The sequence below is a fragment of the Actinocorallia sp. B10E7 genome (assembly GCF_039871655.1).
Classification (GTDB): Bacteria; Actinomycetota; Actinomycetes; order Streptosporangiales; family Streptosporangiaceae; genus Actinocorallia.
Genome location: NZ_JBDPLZ010000006.1, coordinates 215,826 through 233,793 on the forward strand (window position 1 = coordinate 215,826; position 17,968 = coordinate 233,793).

Here is a 17,968-nt window from a genome sequence, read left to right on the forward strand (position 1 = left end):
ACGCCCGATGTAATCATCGCTCACATGAATGTGTTCACTGATTACATTGGAGTGTTCATGGACTTGCGACGCGGAGGATGGGCCCGCGAGGTCGACGCCGAGCTCCACCCGAGCCAGGGAAGCGTTCCTGAGAGCCTGGCCGGCACCCTGTACCGCAATGGCGCGGGCAACCATCTGTCCGACTACGTCATCGACGGAGACGGCCTGGTCAGCGCCGTCACCTTCGCGCCCGGCATGCCGGTGCGGGTCCGTTCCCGCTATGTCCGCACGTCCTCCTACCAGGCGTCCCTCGACGCCCGTGACAGCACGGTGCCCCCACTGCGCTTGGGCGGGGCCAACGCGCCGGGCGGCCGGTTCCGCAACGTTCTCCGGCCTCCCGCCGCACAGGCCAACACGTCAGTCACGATGATCGACGGCAGGCTCCTGGCGCTCTGGGAAGCCGACATGCCGTGGGAACTGGACCCGGTCACGCTTGAGACCCTCGGCCGCTGCGACCTCGACGGCGGGCTCAAGCCGTCCGGCCGCCTCAGGGGCCCCTACACGCCCTACTCAGCCCACCCGTGCTGGGACCCCGCCACAGCCGAGCTCTGGAACTTCGGCTGCGTGTACGCTCCCCGTCCCCGGTTGGAGATCTACCGCAGCAGGCGCGGTGGACCGGCCGAACATGTGCGGTCGATCCGGATCCCTCGCCGCTTCATGGTCCACGACTTCGCGATGACCGCCACCCATCTGGTGTTCTGCCTGGGCCCCGTCATCCTCGACGTGGCCGCGATGATGTCCGGCCGCCTCCCGACCTTCCAGTCGATGCGCTGGCACGGCGACGAACCCACGCGCATCCTGTTCGTCCCTCGCGCGGGCGGCCCGTTCCGCGTCGTCGAGACAGATCCGTGGTTCCAGTGGCACTTCGCCGGCGCCTACGACGACGGCACCGACGTCGTCTTCGACCTGGTCCGCTTTCGTTCCTGGACCGTCATGCACGAGGCCATCTCCAGCATCGGCCACCTCACCGACCCGTCCTGCCTGCCCGTCGGCCGGCTCTGGCGCTACCGCGTCGCGACGTCCGGCAAGGTCGAGGCCTACCAGCTCCACCCGCTGCCGCTCGAATGGCCCACCATCAATCCACGACTAGCCACCGCGCGCCACCGACAGGTCTACGGCGCCGCCACCACCACCACGGCTGGCATCGCGTTCACGGCGGTCGCGCGGTACGACACCGAGACCGGAGAAGCCGACACCCACGACTACGGCCCGGGCCAACTGGTCGGCGAGCCCCTGTTCGTTCCCCGCGACCGCGACGAGACCAACGACGAGGGCTGGCTCATCGCCTACACGAACGACATCACCGCCGGAACCACGAACATCGTCATCTTCAACGCCCGGGCCGTCGCGGACGGCCCCGTCTGCACCCTTCCCGTCCCCGAAAGCCTCGGCTACACCTTCCACGGCCAGTGGGCGCAGGCTCGCCCGTGAAGCGCCTCGCCTCCTTCGAACGCGATGGTCTGATCTTCGACGTCGTCGACCAGGGCCCCCTGGACGGCGGCATCGTGATCCTCCTCCACGGCTTCCCCCAGACCGCGAACTCCTGGGACGCCCTGTCCCCCCTCCTACACGCCGAGGGCTACCGCACCCTCGCCCCCGACCAGCGCGGATACTCACCCAGAGCGCGGCCCCGCGGCAGGTACGCCTACCGGATGTCCGAGCTGGTGGAGGACGTTCTGGCCCTCATCAAGACGGCCGACCCCGGCACCCGCGGAGTCCACGTCATCGGCCACGACTGGGGCGCGGCGGTCGCCTGGGCACTGGCCACCACCCACCCCTACGCCCTGTCCACGCTGACGGCTCTGTCGGTCCCCCACCCGGCGGCGTTCATGCGCTCCCTGTTCACCAGCCGCCAATTCCTGCTGTCCTGGTACATGTACTTCTTCCAGCTCCCCTGGATCCCCGAACTCGCGTTGCGCCGCCTCTACCGCTCCGGGAACCCCGGCATGGCCACGAAGATGACCGCCGGCCAACCCGAAGCCAACACCCTGAGGGACCTCACGTTCCTCATGACCTCGGGCGCCCTCACCCCGGCGCTCAACTGGTACCGGGCCATGCCTTTCAACCCCCCGAGCCGCCTGTCCCCCGTCACCGTCCCCACGCTGTTCATCGCCAGTGACGCCGACCCCGCCCTCGGCCCCACGTGTGCCGCTCTGACCCGCGACTACGTCACCGGCCCCTACACCTTCCATACCCTCCCCGGCGTGGGCCACTGGATACCCGAACAGGCCGCCCCCGAAGTCGCCACGCTCCTCAAGCCGCACCTGTCCCGCTGACCCACCCCGCACGAACGCCCCGAGCCCCCCAAGCCAGGGGCATTTCCCTGCGGCGAGCGCGCTCCACCCACACGTTGCCGAACACGCCGGCGCGCAGGCCGTCCAGGCGGTCGAGGGCGCAGCGCTGCACGTCGGCGGCGGTGGTCAGGGCTGCGACCGAGGCATCCGAGCGCGCCTACCTGCGGAAGCGCTCAACGGCAACCGGGCATCACCAACGGCCTGAGCTCGCAGGATCCAAGATCCCCGGCAGCGTCAAGCTCTAACCCGTGCCGAGATTCCCGATCGGACCTGGAGCGCCTTCTGGCGCATCGACCCGATTCGCCGTGTTCGATGAGGCGAACTGATTGATGACCGTCGGATGGCTGCTGCTGATCACCGGACTGCTGATCATTCGTCACCACATGCTGTTCGCTCGCCGCAAGGCCGTCGGCCATCTGGCGGTGTGGCTTTCACCGCGATCATCGCCCGGTTCTGGACGGTCCGCCCTTCGCGATCGCTTCGAATACGGCGTGGACGGCAGCGCGCAGGCTGTCGTCGTCCTCGACCGAACGCCAGTTGCGGTAGGCGGGCGGGTGCCCGGGTTGCCAATGGCGAGACAGCAGGGGGCGCCGGTCGGTGTGGGTCAGCTCGCGAAGCCGCGGCACGGCTGGTTCGAGGGCCGCGGGGTTCGCGGCCGCGATCGCCGTGAGAAGGGTCAGGGGTTCCAGGGGGTTGCGCTGCGACCAGCCTCCGGGCATGGTCAGCCGGTCGATCCAGGGCAGCACCATGCGCACGGTGTCTTCGGCGGGTCCGCCCAGCCGCCACAGCGCCCAGGCGAGGTCCATTCCGTTGGGTCCATTGGACCGGTGGACGGGCGGAAGGTGGGTGGCTGCGCCGAGCAGCCGTTCCAGTGCCGCCGGCCGGAGTGCGGGGTCGGCTTCGGCGAGCTCGGACAGGAGCATCAGCGGGTGGGCATGCTCGTAGTGCAGTGGTCTGGGGGTGAGATAGTCGGAGCTCAGCGCAAGGGCTGTGGAAGCGGCCTCGTCGATTCGGCCGGTCACGCGCCACAGGGATCGTGCATGGTCGGTCAGGCGTTTGCGCCGCTCGTACTCCGGGCCGGCCTTCGGTCGGCAGAGGTCTGCCACCTCCGCCGCGGCGGGCCCCATCTCCTGCCAGATGGTGTTCTTCCAGCTTCCCCATGCGCCCGGGGAGCGCAGAACCGCGAACGCGGGTTCGGGATCGCCGGTGATCCGCCAGTAGGCCAGGGCACCGAGATACGAGGGGGCGTCGGGCGACGCGTCCGGAGAAGGGACGAATCTCCGAAGTGTGCTTCTTTTGTGGGCCGCGACGGGCCCGGGGTCGATCACTGCGAGCGCTCGTGCGATCGGCAGGGCATCGCGGGTGCCGAGCAGTTCGAGCATCCGGGGGACGACGGGGGCTCCCTGCCGATGCCACCGTGCGAGGACCGCGGGGTAGTGCAGGCCGTCCTGCCGCGCGATGAGCTTCACCAGGATCGACGGCAGCAGGATCTCGTGGTGGGCGGCGAAGGGCTTGAGGATCTCACAGAAGTTCAGCTCCAGGTCGTACCAGCGTCCCAGGTTGTGTGGCAGCCGGTGGTCGCGGAACCCGTGCCGGGGTTCGCGCCTGATGTCGTTCATGCGTTCGGCCAACACGGGAACGCACCTGTCGTCGGCCAGCTTCCCGAGCATCCACAATGCCTGGGTGCGGACGAGCCAGTCCGGCTCGCCGTCGTGGGTGAGCCGTGCGGCGGCGGCGTCGGCCCAGGGGCGGGAGGCCTGGCCGCACATGCTAAGGATCCGCAGCGCGAGCGCCCGGTTGTCCGCCAGCGCGTCGTCGATGAGCGCGGCGACCGACGGCAACAGCGCGGGAACGGCCGAACGCCAGGACGCCATGAGCCGGGCGGCCAGCTGAAGGCCGCCGGTCCGATGGCCCGCACGGTCATCCTCCAGGAGCACGCGGGCGAGTTCCAGACCGATCGCGGGGTCGTCGTCCTTCAGCAGGTCCCGGACGACGAACGACTCCGACAGCCGAAGGGTGAACAGATCATCATTGCCGTTCACCGGGGGCCATGCCAGCCGCGCCAGCATGCCCACGGTGGCGCGGAACGCCTCGGGTCGCGTGCCCGCTTCCGCAGCCCATGCTCGGTGCAGCCAGGCCTGGACTTCCGCGCGGCGATCCTCGCCGACATGCCAGGCCAGTTCCTCGACGGATCCGCGGATCTGGTCGGCCACGCCCAGGTCGGTCTCCTTGGCGAAGCGGTCCCGCAGCACGGAGATCATCTTGTCGGGGCGGTGCGTCACGTGGCCGAGGAGCGCCGCAGTCGGCCTGCGCAGCTCGGGGGATGCGTCATCGAGCAGCGGCAGCAGGTCCCTGACGGCCTCCGCCCAGACTTCGGCCCAGCCCGGACGGCTCGCGAGTACGGGACGTCCCCTCCCAGAGGCGACCGTCACGATCTGCTCGACGGCGACGATGAGCCGATGCCGGATCGTCACCGCCGGATCGGCCACCGCAGCGACCAGGAACGGCAGCAGTTCGACGGCCGCCCTGCGCACACGGCCTCGGTGGATGCACAGCGACATAAGAACGTTCAGCGCTTCCTCGGCCGGTCCCGGAGCCCACAGATCCAGCACCGCCTGCCTCACGCCCGGCCCGCCGAGGCGGGCACCGCCCCAGCCGACGGAATTCAGCCTCGCCAGGAGCCCTTCGTCTGGTCCGCTGACCGCCACGCCACTCCCTTCATCCGTTCCCGCACGCGATTCCGTGTCCTGGCCCGACCAGCGCACTGCCCCGAAGAGCCCGGGCTGCGGTGGTTGTGCGCGATCAGGGGTCGATCGGGAGGTGAGGGCGTTCTGGGTGGGGAGCGGGATGATGAGATGGTCAAATAGACATTGATGCCTCTGATTGGCGCGGCGGAGTCGGCATGGAGAGGCTTCGATGTCATGGGTCCTGATTCCGGCTGTCGCCGAAGCGGCCGTCGGTCGGAGACCAGATGGAAGGGGAACGGTGAGCGATTTCGTCGAGATGGACGACCCTGATCTGGTGATCGATGAGGCGACTCAGCGCGCGTTCTACCGGGGAGAGCCGTTCACCGGACTTCTGGCGAAGATGTTGCCGGACGGCACGCTCCTCGAACTCAACGGCTACCACGAAGGCGACCGCGCCGGAACGTGGGACGGCTGGTACCCCGACGGCCGCGATCGCTACCACATGGGATTCTTCCGCAACCACCCGACCGACGAATGGCTCGAATGGCACCCTGATGGCAGTCCAGCGGTCGAGGACTTCTACGACTACACCGGCAACCGCCTGTCACACAAACGCTGGGACGAGTCCGGCCTGCTGATCGAACACGTCGACGCATTCACGATCAAAGGTATCGATGCCGACGCCATCAACCGGGACGGCTCCGACGTCGAAGTCGACCGGTACACCGGCAGACTGCACTACAAGGGCCTGCCGTACACCGGCCAAGTGTTCGTCCGCGCCGACGACGATGAACACAGCCCGATCCTGCGGTCGGCCACCTACCTGCACGGACTAGCACACGGCCCCGAGAAGTCCTGGTACCGCGACGGAACCATCAAGACCGAAGGCCGGTTCAGGGACGGAAAAGCCGTCGGAACCTGGCGGCGCTGGCGGCGGGACGGGACCCTCCAAGAGCGCGTTCATTTCTCCGACGACGGCAAATTCCTGTTCCGCGAAGAACCGTCCGAATAACGAAAAGAAAGAAACGACGATGCTGGACATAGCAGGACTGGTCGGTTTCGTTCTGGTCATGGTCGGGTTCGCCGCCCTCCTGCTCGTCATCTTCAGGATGCTGCGGTGGCTGGGGCAGCAGCCTCCACCTCCGAAACGGTCCACCTGCGCCAACTGCGGACACAGCGAACAGGTGCACCAACGCGGTGCCTGTCGGTACGAGCGCGGAGACCCCACCTGGGGCAACGACAGCTACGGCAACGGCCGGACCCCAAAGTTCGATCCCGAAATCTGCGGATGCACCACATACACGGCCTAATACTGCAACGACAGGTTGTGACCTTCACCTGGTGAGTGGTAGATGACGGCGGGTGGTCACGATCGATATCGAAGAATGGTCGCGGGAATTCTCGGACTTTCTGGCGGTGTTCGCTCGTCGTTTTCCCAGGGTGGAGTCGCGTCGCCAGGCGGCCTCCTACCTGCGCGGACTGTTGAGCGAGCTGGAGCGTAAGAACGGCTGGACTCTGGCGGAGCTGTCGAGTGAGAGCGGTCCTGAGCGTCTCCAGCGTCTGCTGAATTTCTATGCATGGATATCGATGGGCTGCGCGACAATATCCGGTCCATGGTCGCCGAGTGCATTGAGCGAATTCCATCCTGTATTCGCTCAGTGGCAAACGATACTGACACCATTCCTGCGCGCTCTCTTCGCCCCCACAAAGTCGGCCGCGTCCCGCAAAGAACCCCCAGACCGACGAGCGTCCCTCAAACGGCGCCTCGCCACTGCGGAAGCCGAGGTAGAACGTCTCCGACGCCAACTGGCCGCAACCGAACCCGAGCAAGAGCAGGACAACTCGGAAGGGTAAGAGCCTCCTTCAGACCATCATCCGGCTACGGGTCTCCGCGCCGCGTTCACTTCTCCATGTCGTGAACCGTCAGGGCGAGAGTTCGCGTTCCCAAGCGGTGAAGCGTTCGCGCATCGCTTCCACCGAGTCCTCCGAGGCGCCGTACGGTAGAAAGTCCCGCAGGGGGATCTCACACAGATAGGACAAGGATTCCGCGAACAGCGCGGAGTCGAAGCCGGGATTGTGCCGAACCGCGATCACCAACAGATCGTCGCGCGTGTACCGGCCGCTCGACAAAATCGCGTCGACGTCGAGGAAGTCGCGAGGCGCCCAGCGGTTGAACAGGGCGTCCATCTTCCCCGCCACAGCGTCATCGGGATGCAGGACCGGGCCGATCTCCAGACGGACGGGAGAGCATGCCCGCCAGAAGACCCCCGAATCGACTTTGGAGCTGCGACCGACGCCGTCCGCGACCACCATCTGGACCAGATCCGGCGTCCTGCGCCTCACCTCGACCGTGAACCCCTGCCACACGTACTCCGCGACCAGATCCTCGGCCACCTCTCCAGGGACACCTCTTCGCGCACTGAACAGGTCGACGTCCTCCGACGGCCTCGCACCTATCCGTGTACCTGGACCGCGTGGCCTCCGCCCAGCACAAAACCCCGCTCACCGACCACAGCCAGACCGACCCGGATCAGCCTCTCCTGGAACGGATCCATCAAGCCGCGCGCCGCAACTCGGAGAAACGCCGCTCCCACAGCGCACGAACCTGGCGCGAAGCACGGATCTGCGGCCAGTACCGCCGCAGCAGACGACCGTTGACCAACCGCTGGAGGTCCTCCTCGACACCCTCCTCAAGCACGATCTTGTACAGGGCCACGCGGTCGTAGTCGTCGTCCAGGTCAAAGGTCCGCCGACCGCCCCAGGCCAGCGACTTCGACAACGTGACCTCACCGTGAGCCGGCCCACGAAGCTCGTCGAGAGACTCCACCAGCGCATAAGGCTTGACCTCAGCGAAGCCGAAGGGACCCCCACCCGGAACATCCATACGACCAGTGTGCCCCAAGCCGACAGGCCCGCCCACTTGGTAGCCGAGATGCCCCGATACTTCTTCACACCGCTCCCGGCAGAAACCAGACCAGCAGCCCGAATTGGGAAAACTCCCTTCCAGGAAGTCAGAGGATCGCAGAAACCCAACGCATGGGCTCCTCGGCGGCCGTTCCCCGTGCGTCCCAAGAGCGACACCAGGCCGACTCGATGATCCATTTGACTTGCCAAAACGCTATAAATGATGATCTTCCCCCTGCAGATCAGAAAGTTAGGGGTTCGAATCCCTTCGGATGCGCTCAAAAACCGGCTCTGACCAGGGCATTCTTCCAGCGGGAAGAATGCCCTGTGATCGTTTGAGTGTGTTGGGCGTCGGCTGGGCGCCCAAGCTTGTCGAAGAACAGGTTGGCGGCTTCGGGCCCGAAAAGGATGTCGCCGACCTCATCCATGATCAGGACCGGGATGCGTGAGAGCTTGACTAGCTCGTCCTGGAGCCTGCCGGCCGCGTGGGCGGCGGCGAGCCGGTCGACCCACTGGGCTGCGGTGGCGAAGGCGACCCGGTGCCAAACCTGGCAGGTCCGGACTCCCAGACCGATCGACAGATGTGTCTTGCCGGTGCCCGGCGGGCCGAGGAACGCCACGTTGTCCCCGGCGGCAACGAAGTCCAGGGTTCCCAGGTGGGCGATGACCTCGCGTTGCAGGCAGGCGGCCAGGAACTCCTCATGCGTCCACGACTCGGCGCGGGCGCGTTCGGCCAGCCGCTCGACTGCCGCGACGAGGAAGGGCGCCTTGAGCATGCGGGTCAGATAGGCCAGCTCCGTCTCGACGTTGCGCCTGCTGTTCTTGTCGGTGCGGTGGCTCATCAGGCCACCCCGTCGATGCCCAGCAGGGCGTCGTAGTCGGCCAGTTGCCGCAGTTCGGCCTCGGTCTCCACCGGAGCGCCGGCCTGCAGCCGGGCCCGCCGCATCACCGCAGCCGCCTGGGCGTGGGGGCCTGAAACGAACCAAAGAAGCACTGCCCTCACACCTGCAGGTCTCCCCTTTGACCCTGGTCCTGCCACATGCCCTTCCACATGCCCTCTGGATGCTCTGGGCACGTGGAAAGGGCATGGCGGAAGCCTGTCTCTGGAGAGAGTGCCCGCCACGGAGTTCGTATTCGGGCTTCGGCCGATGCACATGCCAACTAGCATGTTGTTGGCATGTTAGTTGGCATGGTTGAGGTCGTCGGGAGAAGCCGTGCGCGTGGACGAGTTGGCCGACATCGTGGAGAACCTCCGTGCCTTGGGCGCCGATATCGCCGATGTCGAGGTGAAGAAGGCCCAAGGCGGGCTGCCGAAGTCGTTGCGGGAGACGTTGGCGGCGTTCGCGAACACCGGCGGCGGTGTGATCATTCTGGGGTTGGACGAGGCTGCGGGGTTCGCGGCCTCAGGGCTGGGCGATCCGGCCAAGATGGCCGCTGACCTGGCGTCGATGTGCTCGGAGGAGATGGAGCCGCCGCTGCGCCCGTTGATCGGCCTGCACGAGTTCGAGGGTGTGCGGGTGCTCGTCGCGGAGGTCCCGGAACTGGAACCCGCCCGCAAGCCGTGTTTCTACAAGGGCGCGGGCATGAGCAAAGGCAGTTTCGTCCGGGTCGGCGACGGGGACAGGCGGCTCAGCCCGTATGAGATCCAGTTGATGCTCTCCTCCCGCGGGCAACCGGTCGAGGACGAGCAGCCTGTGCCCGGCTCCGGCCTGGACGACCTCGATCCGCGGATGATGGAGGCGCTCGTCGCCCGCCTGAGGGTCAGTCGGCCGTACGCGTTCCAGGACCTGGGTGTCGAGGACGTTCTGCGCCGCGCGCGCGTCCTGGTACCGGACGAGGACGGCGGGCTCGTGCCGTCCCTGGGCGGGCTGTTGGCGCTCGGAGTGTTCCCTCAAGAACGCTTTCCTCAACTGATGGTCAGCTTCGTCCATTACCCGACCCCGACGGGCGAGCCGCTGCGGTCCGGCGAGCGGTTCCTGGACAACGTCTCCCTCGAAGGCCCTATCCCCGTCATGGTCCGCGACGCGCTCGCCGTGGTCCGACGGAACATGTCCCGCCGGGCGGTCATCTCCGGCGCCGGCCGTCAGGACGTGTGGGACTACCCCGAAGCCGCCCTGCGCGAGGCGATCGTCAACGCCCTCGTCCACCGCGACCTGTCCCCCGGCTCACGCGGCACCCAGGTCCAGATCGAGATGTACCCCGACAGGCTCACCATCCGCAACCCCGGCGGCCTGTTCGGCACGGTCACCCTCGACCGGCTCGGCGAAGAGGGCATCTCCTCGGCCCGCAACGCCTCCCTCATCAGGCTTCTGGAGGACGTCCCCCTCCCGGGAGAGACACGCGCCGTCTGCGAGAACCGCGGCTCGGGCATCCACACCATGACCAGCGCGCTGAGAGCGGCCGGGATGAGCCCGCCGGGCTTCGAGGACAAGGTCTCGACCTTCTCCGTCACCTTCCCCAACCACACCCTCCTCGGCCCCGAAACCCTCTCCTGGCTCGCCGATCTGCACCACGAAGACCTCACAGCCGGCCAACGACTGTTCCTCGGCACCCTCCACGAACAACGCCGGCCTCTGGACAACCGCGCCTACCGGACCACCACCGGAGTCGACTCACGCGTCGCCACCACCGAACTCCAGGACCTCGTCGCACGCGGCCTCGTCCAACGCGTCGGCACCCACCGCTGGTCCCGATACCTCCTCCCCACACCGACGGCCACCGGACAACCGGCCGCCCCCGTCCGGGCCGACCGCCGCGACCAAATCCTGGCCGCCCTCGGAACCCAATCCCTCTCCCGTGCCGACCTCGCAGCCAGGACCGGCCTCAGCGACACCACCGTCCGTCGTTGGCTGTCCATCATGCGCACCGAAGGCACCATCGAACTCATCGGCAACAGCCCCCGAAGCCCCCACGCCCTCTACCGCCGATCCCACCAACAACCCCTCTTCCCCGAAACCGAAGCCTGACCACAGCAGGCGAGGAGACCGTTCCCCATACGTCCCCAAGGAGCTCTTACAGGCGACTCGATCATGCCCCTGACCTGCGGAAACAAGGTTCATGGAGGTGTTGCTGGTGGGTGTGGGGAAGCGGCAGCGGGCTGTCCGGTTGTATCGGGGGCAGATTCCGTCGCCGGGGCGGCCGACGGTCGCGTGGCGGCAGGATCGTGTCCGGTTCTGGCGGGCGATCGCGCGGGGGGTCACGTCCAGCGCCTACGTTCAGGAACGGTTGTCCGGTGCCGTCCGCACCCCTGGCGGGGTGATCGCCGCGGGACCGTGGGTGCCGGAGTGGAAGGGCCGCAACAAGCCTCGGCGGCAGGACCGGTGCTGGGTGGCGGGCTGGAGTCCGGAGCGGATCGCCAACTGGTTGAAGGTCGATTTCCCCGAGGATGAGTCCATGCGGATCTCACACGAGGCGATCTACCAGGCCCTGTTCATCCAGGGGCGGGGCGCTCTGAAGCGTGAACTGGTCGCCTGTCTGCGCACCGGCCGCGCGCTTCCGACCGTGAACATCCGAGATGGCCTGTCAGGCGCCGACGTGGATGCCGGGGCGGCGCTGCGGGTCGGGTTCGTGTTTGCGGATGATCTCGCGGGTGACGGGGGCGGTGTCGCCGCGGCCGAGGAGGACGTAGCGGACCATGTGGACCAGGGGGCTGCCTTCGGTCCAGGCGAAGTAGCAGTGCGGACGCACCCCGGTGTTGTCGCGCAGTGCGAGCAGGATGGCGGCGATGGCGTTGGGGGCGGCGGAGGCCTGGGCGCGCAGGACGCGGTGGCCGTCGACCTGGACGCCGCGGACGGTGAGGGCGCCACTGAAGTCGGAGGGGTCGATGACGTCGATCTCGAGGAAGAGGACGTCGGCGGTGCCGGGGACAGGGTTGTCGCCGCGTTGCTCGAACTCCTTCTCGGCGTATTCGGCGGCATCCCCGGCCTGGCGGCGGTTGGCGATGAGGTTGATCTGGTTGTCGTGGGCCATGGTGTCGGTGATGAACCGGCGGGCGGCGGGATCGAACTCGATGTGATCGGCGCGTAGTTCGGTGGTGCGTGCCACGCGGGAGATGAGGGAGATGACGATGATGCCGGCGATGAACATCCCGGAGATGGTGATGCCGTCGGGCTTGTCGATCACGTTGTGCACCAGCGCGTACAGCAGCACGGCGGTCAGGACCGCGAACCCGGCGCCGGACGCGCGTCGGCGGCGGCGCAGTGCCGAGACGGTGACGGCGAACGCGCCGGAGACCATCATGGCCAGGATCCCGGTGGCGTAGGCGCCGGCTTGGGCGTCCACGTCGGCGTCGAACGCGATGGTGATGATGACGCTGATGACGGTGTAGACGATCACGACCGGCCGCACCGCGCGGCCCCATTCGGGGGCCATGCCGTAGCCGGGCAGGTAGCGGGGCACGATGTTGACCAGACCCGCCATGGCCGAGGCGCCGGCGAACCACAGGATCAGCACGGTGCTGATGTCGTAGACGGAGCCGAAGACCTCGCCCAGGTGCTCATGGGCCAGCCACGCCAGCGCACGACCGTTGGCCTGGCCTCCCTCGTCGAACTGGTCGGCGGGGATCAGCACCGTGGTCACAAAGCTGGAGGCCAGCAGGTAGACGCTCATGATGAGGGCGGCGCCGGTGAGCAGTTTGCGGCTGTTGGCGATCCGCGAACGCAACCGCTGCTCCTCATCATCGCCTTGGGCGGCGACGAGCGGCATCATGCTCACCCCCGTCTCGAACCCCGAAAGGCCCAGCACCAGCAGCGGGAAGGCCAAGACGGCGGGCACGAGGAAGTCGGTGAAGCCGCCGCCCTCCCTGCCCAGCGCGTCGGTCCAGCCCGACCACGCCCCGGGTGTGGTGAAGACCTCCACCATGCCGACGGCGATGATCACCGCGTTCAGGGCGAGGAACACCGCGACCAGCGGGATCGCGACGCCGACCGCCTCGCTGAAGCCCAGCAGGAACACCCCGCCCAGCACCAGCAGCAGCACCACCGTGAGCGCCACCGCATGACCGTGCAGAGCATGGGGGGCGTGCGGGTTCTCCAGGACGTGCAGGCTGGCGTCGGCCGCCGACAGGGTGATCGTGATGATCCACGAGGTGGCGACGAACCCCAGCAGGACGAGCACGAAGATCTTGCCGCGCCAGAACGGCAGCAGCTCCTCGAGCATGGCCACCGAACCGGCGCCGTGCGGGCTCTCCTGGGCCACCCGCCGGTACATCGGCAGCATGCCCAGCAGCGTCAACGCCACGATCAGCAAGGTCGCCAACGGCGACAGCGCCCCGGCCGCCGCCGCGGCGATCGCCGGCACATAGGCCAGGCTGGAGAAGTAGTCGACCCCCGTCAGGCACATCACCTTCCACCAGGCGTGCTGCTCGGCATGCGCCTCGCCCGCGGCCGGCCCCACCGGCTGCACCCGGTGCTTGAGCAGCCACCGCGCCAGCCCGCTCTCCGGCTCTCCCTGCAGGCCCGGAGCCTTCACCACCGCCGGTATCGCATACTCCTCGGACACGACGCGATCCCCTCTCGCACCTGTCGGTCTTCTTCCCATAAGTCGGGGATGAAGACCATGACCGCGCTCACGCTACGACTGCGCCCCCCACCGGCATACTCCGGGGTGGCGGCTGGGGACGCGGTTGTAGCGGCGGTGGTCGAGTTTCCTGAGCGGGCGGTGATGACCCTCTCCATGTCGAGAAGACCGAGTGGAGATCCCCGGGCGGGCTCGTCGCCGACGACTACGGTGGTGGTCGTTTGCGGACAGCGGCTGCAGAGCCGGCCTGGACGACTCTCATGGGCTGTCTTGTTTTCGAGATGTCCATCGAGTACCGAAGAGCTGTCAGGGGGAAGGCGCGGCAGCGCCGGGGTCGAGCAGGATGATCACGGTGAGTGCGATGATCCAGACGATGATCAGTGCGAGGACGATCCGGGTCCAGGAGATCTTCGGTGGGGGGAGGTTCACAGCCATCCGCTTCGTCGCAGGAGCCTGTGGACGATGACGACGGCGATGGCCATGGCGGCCAGGGCCAGGGGATAGCCGATGAGCCAGTGCAGTTCGGGCATGTAGTCGAAGTTCATCCCGTAAATCCCGGCGATCATGGTGGGGACGGCGATGAGGGCGGCCCAGGAGGAGATCTTGCGCATGTCGCTGTTCTGCTGCATCGCGACCTGGTTCTGCTGGAGGCCGACCAGGGCCAGGTGGGCGGTCAGGGCGCTGGACAGCAGTTCGTTGTGATCGTCGACCCGCTCGTCGACGCGCAGCAGGTGGTCCAGGACGTCGCGGAAGTCCTCCTTGGTGTCGGCGCACAACGCCACCCGGCCCTTGACGATCTCCTCCAGCACCGGGATGAGCGGGTCCTGGGCGCTGCGGAACTCCAGCACCTCGCGCTTGAGGGAGTAGATGTTCTCGGTGACGTCCCTGTGCTCGGGGCTGAACACGTCGCGCTCGAGGGCGATGAGGTCCGCTTCGACCTCGTAGGAGACCCGGGAGTAGGTGTCGACGATCTGGTCGCACACCGCGTACAGCACGCCGGCGGGGCCCGCGTCCAGGAGGCGGCGGTCGGCTTCGATGCGCTTTCGGACCTCGGTCAGCGGAGTGGCGCGGCCGTGCCGGACGGTGATCACGAAATCCTTGCCGAGGAACAGCATGATCTCGCCGACCTCGATGTCGGAGGTCTCCTCGACGTAGTGCAGGGTCTTGAGCACCACGAACAGGGTCTCGTCATAGCGCTCGATCTTGGGTCGCTGGTGGGCGTGGATGGCGTCCTCGACGGCCAGCGGATGAAGGTCCAGCTCCTCGGTGACGAGGTCGAACTCCTCCTGGGTCGGCTCGTGCATGCCGATCCACACGAAGCAGCGCCCCTTGGCCCGCGCGGCGTCGAAGGCGTCGCTGATATCTCCGGAGATGGTCTCGCGGCCACCGTCGCAATAGATCGCCTTGTCCACAATCACACCGCACAGTCTGACTCACCTGCCTGCCTCGTGGGCAGACCCGGACACCTCGATCGCCGCAGCGCCTGCTTCTTCAGCGGAGCGCGGTATGGCCGACGGCCTTGCCGGTCTCGCCCTTAGGTGGGAATCCGTTGAACGGGGCGGCGATGTTGCGTCGGTTCCAGTACTCCCACGCTTGCAGTGCCTTGGCCTGTTCGAACGCCAGGTACAGGTACGGGTAGCGCTTCAGGGCGAGAGTTCGCGTTCCCAAGCGGTGAAGCGTTCGCGCATCGCTTCCACCGAGTCCTCCGAGGCGCCGTACGGTAGAAAGTCCCGCAGGGGGATCTCACACAGATAGGACAAGGATTCCGCGAACAGCGCGGAGTCGAAGCCGGGATTGTGCCGAACCGCGATCACCAACAGATCGTCGCGCGTGTACCGGCCGCTCGACAAAATCGCGTCGACGTCGAGGAAGTCGCGAGGCGCCCAGCGGTTGAACAGGGCGTCCATCTTCCCCGCCACAGCGTCATCGGGATGCAGGACCGGGCCGATCTCCAGACGGACGGGAGAGCATGCCCGCCAGAAGACCCCCGAATCGACTTTGGAGCTGCGACCGACGCCGTCCGCGACCACCATCTGGACCAGATCCGGCGTCCTGCGCCTCACCTCGACCGTGAACCCCTGCCACACGTACTCCGCGACCAGATCCTCGGCCACCTCTCCAGGGCCACCTCTTCGCGCACTGAACAGGTCGACGTCCTCCGACCCCTGTGCGTCCTCCGAGTCCGCGACGCGGAGGTTCATCTATTGGTGCGGTGTTTACAGTTGCGGGCAAACGTCCAGGGCGCTGTGGGCCATGTCGGTGGATTCGTGCCGGAATTGACAAGATTCGAATATCTTCGCGGCCTATCGTCGCGGCATGACGATCTCACGAGTGGCTTCAATGGCTGCGGGCTTCACGCTGGCCGGGGTGCTCACGCTGAGTGCCGTCCCGGCTGAGGCGGCAGCCGAGCCGGAACCAGTCTGCACCGTCACGGTGCACCAGACGTGCAAGACGCTCTCGTCGGCGCAGCGTGAGCAGATCACCGCCCAGCTCCGCGCGAAGGGGGCCCCGGAGGACGTGATCTCCTCACTCGCCGCGTCGGGCCCGACCTTCGGCTGGGACACCTACGGCCTGTACATCGACGGGTGGGCTCCGTACTGCAGGATCCACTACTTCCTGCCCTGGGAATGGATCCTCTTCTTTCCGGCGAACATCCTCAAAGGCCCCTACGCGGCGTGCTGGACCTGGTGAAGCCGCTCTTGGGCGGCCGCGGCAGCCGACGAGCATGTCTCGTCGAGCCGCAGCGCCCCTCCGTTCGGCACCCGCCGAGGACGTTCTCCCATGACCTGACAGCGGTCCGCCTGGCGGGACCTCAGCGGGCCCTATCACTTACCCATGGGAGCAGCGCATGTCCTCTGCGCCCATGCGCGAGACCCTCCTGGCGGATCGGTCCGCCCGGGGCGCGGAGTACGAGCGTCGGCGTCTGCCGCCCCTGGCCCGGAGGGGTCAGCAAGTCATGGACACGGACTTGGCTCGGGCGGTCTTGGGGATGATCGAGCCCTTGACGTTCTTCACGACGTAGAGGCGGGGAGCCGAGGAGCAGTTGCCCGTGGCGGCCACCAGGTCGGGGCGGGAGTCGCCGGTGAAGTCGGTGAGGAACACCTCGGTGGGGAAGTTCCGAGCCGGCTTCTTCCAGTGGGCCTGCTTGTAGGGCTCGGCGATCCGCTGGACGGTGCGGACGGCCAGGCCCTTCTTCGTGCCCTTGAAGATCCAGACGGTGTTGTTAAAGGCATTGGCGACGGCCAGCTCGTCCCGGCCGTCGCCGTTGAGGTCGGCGGCGGCGAGTGCGTTGCCGAAGCCGCCGACCTCGCCCTGCGGGTTGTGGGGGATCTTGACGTCCGCCTTGGTGATCCGGTGGAGCCCGCCGAGACCGTTCTTGGTGCCATACCGGATCTCGACGCCGGTGTCCAGGGAGCCGACGTCGAAGGCGGCCATAGAGGAGGCCAGGTCGGCGCGGCCGTCGCCGTTGAAGTCGCCCGTGCGGATCGCCTGCTGGCCGGCACCGTAGCCGAGGTCCTTCAAGGCGCCCGGCCCCTTCTCGCCTCCCTTGGCGAACAGGAGCCGCGTGTCGTACTCCTCACGGGCGGAATCGTAGGAGTCCGCCTGCATGACCAGGTCGGGGCGGGAGTCGCCGGTGAAGTCGGCGACGACCGGGATCAGCTGCGAAGGCATGTAAGACAGGGAGACCTCCACGTGGACGGGCGAGGCGGTCACGCCGCCCGTCCCGACCCCGTAGAAGATCCGGTAGTCGTGGTCGACGGTCGCCACCAGGTCGGCCTTGCCGTCCCGGTCGAAGTCGCCGACCGCGAGGCGCCCGGACGGCCCGCCGAACGTCGAGGCCGCGGTGGTGAGCTCCGCCTTACGCGATCCGAGCCCTTTCTTCGACCCGTAGACGACCGTGACCCCGCCCTCGTGGTCGAGCGCCAGGTCGGCGTAGCCGTCCCGGTCGAAGTCGGCCGACACCCCGGAGAACGCGGCGATGCCGAGCTTCTGCCGCCGCAGGCTCTTGCCGTACACGACGACCGGCCGCTCGGCCAGGAGGGACAGGACGACGTCGCGTTTGCCGTCCCCGTTGAAGTCGTAGGCCTTGGCGGGCTTCTTCGGAGCAGCCGCCAGCGCGGGAACGCTCGCCAGACCGGCCGTCAGTACCGCCGCCACGCCTACCGCGGTCATACTCTTCACAACGAAAGTCCCTTCAGCCGGAATGCGTCTTTAGATGCTCAGCGTCCCGAAGAAGTTGAGTCAACCTGAACCACGCCTACAGCTCCCGGGTCGGCCGCGCCTACCTGCGTCGCTGCATCAAACGCCACCGCGCCGTGGCCACCCGCTACGGCAAGCTCGCCGACCGCTACGAAGCCGTCCTGCGCATCGCCGTCATCGACGCAGAAGCCTCCGACCCTTACATCTACTTCTGAGGGTCCTGCAGCCGGACCGAAGAGGCCACCGCCGACGCCCTGTCCATGGCAGTGCGGAACCGTTGGCCAGGTGATGTCCGGATCTCAGGCGCGCGGCAACACCCAGGAAAGG

At 67.4% G+C, this 17,968-nt stretch carries 16 protein-coding genes and 2 pseudogenes; 7 read left to right on the forward strand and 11 right to left on the reverse strand.

Features of this window, described 5'->3' with window-relative positions:
* Positions 1–57: 57 nt before the first annotated feature.
* Together ABGB12_RS22670 and ABGB12_RS22675 are read left to right on the forward strand one after the other, a co-directional pair.
* Positions 58–1,470 (forward strand): carotenoid oxygenase family protein, encoded by a 1,413-nt coding sequence (locus ABGB12_RS22670; RefSeq protein ID WP_347681078.1) that lies wholly within the window; start codon positions 58–60, stop codon positions 1,468–1,470.
* Positions 1,467–2,315: an alpha/beta fold hydrolase gene (locus tag ABGB12_RS22675; RefSeq protein ID WP_347681080.1), complete on the forward strand. Its 849-nt coding sequence runs from the start codon at positions 1,467–1,469 to the stop codon at positions 2,313–2,315. The genes ABGB12_RS22670 and ABGB12_RS22675 overlap by 4 nt, the downstream gene beginning before the upstream one ends.
* A gap of 458 nt (positions 2,316–2,773) precedes the next feature.
* On the opposite strand, the gene ABGB12_RS22680 is transcribed toward ABGB12_RS22675, so the two are convergent.
* Positions 2,774–5,041, reverse strand: a complete 2,268-nt coding sequence (locus ABGB12_RS22680; RefSeq protein WP_347681082.1) for a hypothetical protein — start codon at positions 5,039–5,041, stop codon at positions 2,774–2,776.
* Between the two features lie 277 nt (positions 5,042–5,318).
* On the opposite strand from ABGB12_RS22680, the gene ABGB12_RS22685 reads away from it, so the two are divergent.
* Positions 5,319–6,032, forward strand: a complete 714-nt coding sequence (locus tag ABGB12_RS22685) for a hypothetical protein (protein WP_347681084.1) — start codon at positions 5,319–5,321, stop codon at positions 6,030–6,032.
* Between the two features lie 398 nt (positions 6,033–6,430).
* Positions 6,431–6,601, forward strand: a pseudogene (locus ABGB12_RS22690) (IS701 family transposase); the annotation flags it as partial.
* 342 nt (positions 6,602–6,943) lie between these two features.
* Here ABGB12_RS22690 and ABGB12_RS22695 read toward each other — a convergent pair.
* The 4 genes from ABGB12_RS22695 to ABGB12_RS22710 form a co-directional block, all read right to left on the reverse strand.
* Positions 6,944–7,477: a nucleotidyl transferase AbiEii/AbiGii toxin family protein gene (locus ABGB12_RS22695; protein WP_347681490.1), complete on the reverse strand. Its 534-nt coding sequence runs from the start codon at positions 7,475–7,477 to the stop codon at positions 6,944–6,946.
* 97 nt (positions 7,478–7,574) lie between these two features.
* Positions 7,575–7,904 (reverse strand): hypothetical protein, encoded by a 330-nt coding sequence (locus ABGB12_RS22700; RefSeq protein WP_347681086.1) that lies wholly within the window; start codon positions 7,902–7,904, stop codon positions 7,575–7,577.
* A 298-nt stretch (positions 7,905–8,202) separates the two neighbouring features.
* Positions 8,203–8,766, reverse strand: a complete 564-nt coding sequence (locus ABGB12_RS22705; protein ID WP_347681088.1) for an ATP-binding protein — start codon at positions 8,764–8,766, stop codon at positions 8,203–8,205.
* Entirely contained in the window at positions 8,766–8,918 is a 153-nt protein-coding gene (locus tag ABGB12_RS22710) for a hypothetical protein (RefSeq protein ID WP_347681090.1), read from the reverse strand. Before ABGB12_RS22710 ends, ABGB12_RS22705 begins: the two co-directional genes overlap by 1 nt.
* A 220-nt stretch (positions 8,919–9,138) precedes the next feature.
* Between ABGB12_RS22710 and ABGB12_RS22715 the strand changes: the two genes are divergently transcribed.
* Complete coding sequence (locus ABGB12_RS22715) at positions 9,139–10,890, forward strand: ATP-binding protein (protein ID WP_347681092.1); 1,752 nt, start codon at positions 9,139–9,141, stop codon at positions 10,888–10,890.
* A gap of 106 nt (positions 10,891–10,996) precedes the next feature.
* Positions 10,997–11,419, forward strand: a pseudogene (locus ABGB12_RS22720) (hypothetical protein); the annotation flags it as partial.
* 27 nt (positions 11,420–11,446) lie between these two features.
* On the opposite strand, the gene ABGB12_RS22725 reads toward ABGB12_RS22720, so the two are convergent.
* The 5 genes from ABGB12_RS22725 to ABGB12_RS22745 all read right to left on the reverse strand — a co-directional run bounded on the left by ABGB12_RS22725 (position 11,447) and on the right by ABGB12_RS22745 (position 15,555).
* Positions 11,447–13,423, reverse strand: coding sequence for an amino acid transporter (locus ABGB12_RS22725; RefSeq protein WP_347681094.1), 1,977 nt, complete (start codon positions 13,421–13,423; stop codon positions 11,447–11,449).
* Between the two features lie 324 nt (positions 13,424–13,747).
* Entirely contained in the window at positions 13,748–13,876 is a 129-nt protein-coding gene (locus ABGB12_RS22730; protein WP_347681096.1) for a hypothetical protein, read from the reverse strand.
* Positions 13,867–14,859 (reverse strand): magnesium/cobalt transporter CorA, encoded by a 993-nt coding sequence (corA, locus tag ABGB12_RS22735; RefSeq protein WP_347681098.1) that lies wholly within the window; start codon positions 14,857–14,859, stop codon positions 13,867–13,869. The genes ABGB12_RS22730 and corA overlap by 10 nt, the downstream gene beginning before the upstream one ends.
* A gap of 73 nt (positions 14,860–14,932) precedes the next feature.
* Positions 14,933–15,109, reverse strand: a complete 177-nt coding sequence (locus ABGB12_RS22740; protein WP_347681100.1) for a hypothetical protein — start codon at positions 15,107–15,109, stop codon at positions 14,933–14,935.
* The gene (locus ABGB12_RS22745; RefSeq protein WP_347681102.1) at positions 15,085–15,555 is read right to left on the reverse strand and encodes a hypothetical protein; all 471 of its coding nucleotides are present in this window, start codon (positions 15,553–15,555) and stop codon (positions 15,085–15,087) included. Before ABGB12_RS22745 ends, ABGB12_RS22740 begins: the two co-directional genes overlap by 25 nt.
* Before the next feature lie 202 nt (positions 15,556–15,757).
* On the opposite strand from ABGB12_RS22745, the gene ABGB12_RS22750 reads away from it, so the two are divergent.
* On the forward strand, positions 15,758–16,132 hold the full coding sequence (locus ABGB12_RS22750) for a hypothetical protein (protein WP_347681104.1): 375 nt from the start codon (positions 15,758–15,760) through the stop codon (positions 16,130–16,132).
* A 255-nt stretch (positions 16,133–16,387) separates the two neighbouring features.
* On the opposite strand, the gene ABGB12_RS22755 is transcribed toward ABGB12_RS22750, so the two are convergent.
* Entirely contained in the window at positions 16,388–17,614 is a 1,227-nt protein-coding gene (locus tag ABGB12_RS22755) for an FG-GAP and VCBS repeat-containing protein (RefSeq protein ID WP_347681106.1), read from the reverse strand.
* Between the last annotated feature and the right edge of the window lie 354 nt (positions 17,615–17,968).

Coding starts and splice junctions, on each gene's coding strand:
- ABGB12_RS22670 (WP_347681078.1), top strand. CDS start 58: ATGGACTTGCGACGCGGAGGATGGGCCCGCGAGGTCGACGCCGAGCTC.
- ABGB12_RS22700 (WP_347681086.1), bottom strand. CDS start 7,904: ATGGATGTTCCGGGTGGGGGTCCCTTCGGCTTCGCTGAGGTCAAGCCT.
- ABGB12_RS22705 (WP_347681088.1), bottom strand. CDS start 8,766: ATGAGCCACCGCACCGACAAGAACAGCAGGCGCAACGTCGAGACGGAG.
- ABGB12_RS22730 (WP_347681096.1), bottom strand. CDS start 13,876: ATGGCTGTGAACCTCCCCCCACCGAAGATCTCCTGGACCCGGATCGTC.
- ABGB12_RS22750 (WP_347681104.1), top strand. CDS start 15,758: ATGACGATCTCACGAGTGGCTTCAATGGCTGCGGGCTTCACGCTGGCC.
- ABGB12_RS22755 (WP_347681106.1), bottom strand. CDS start 17,614: ATGACCGCGGTAGGCGTGGCGGCGGTACTGACGGCCGGTCTGGCGAGC.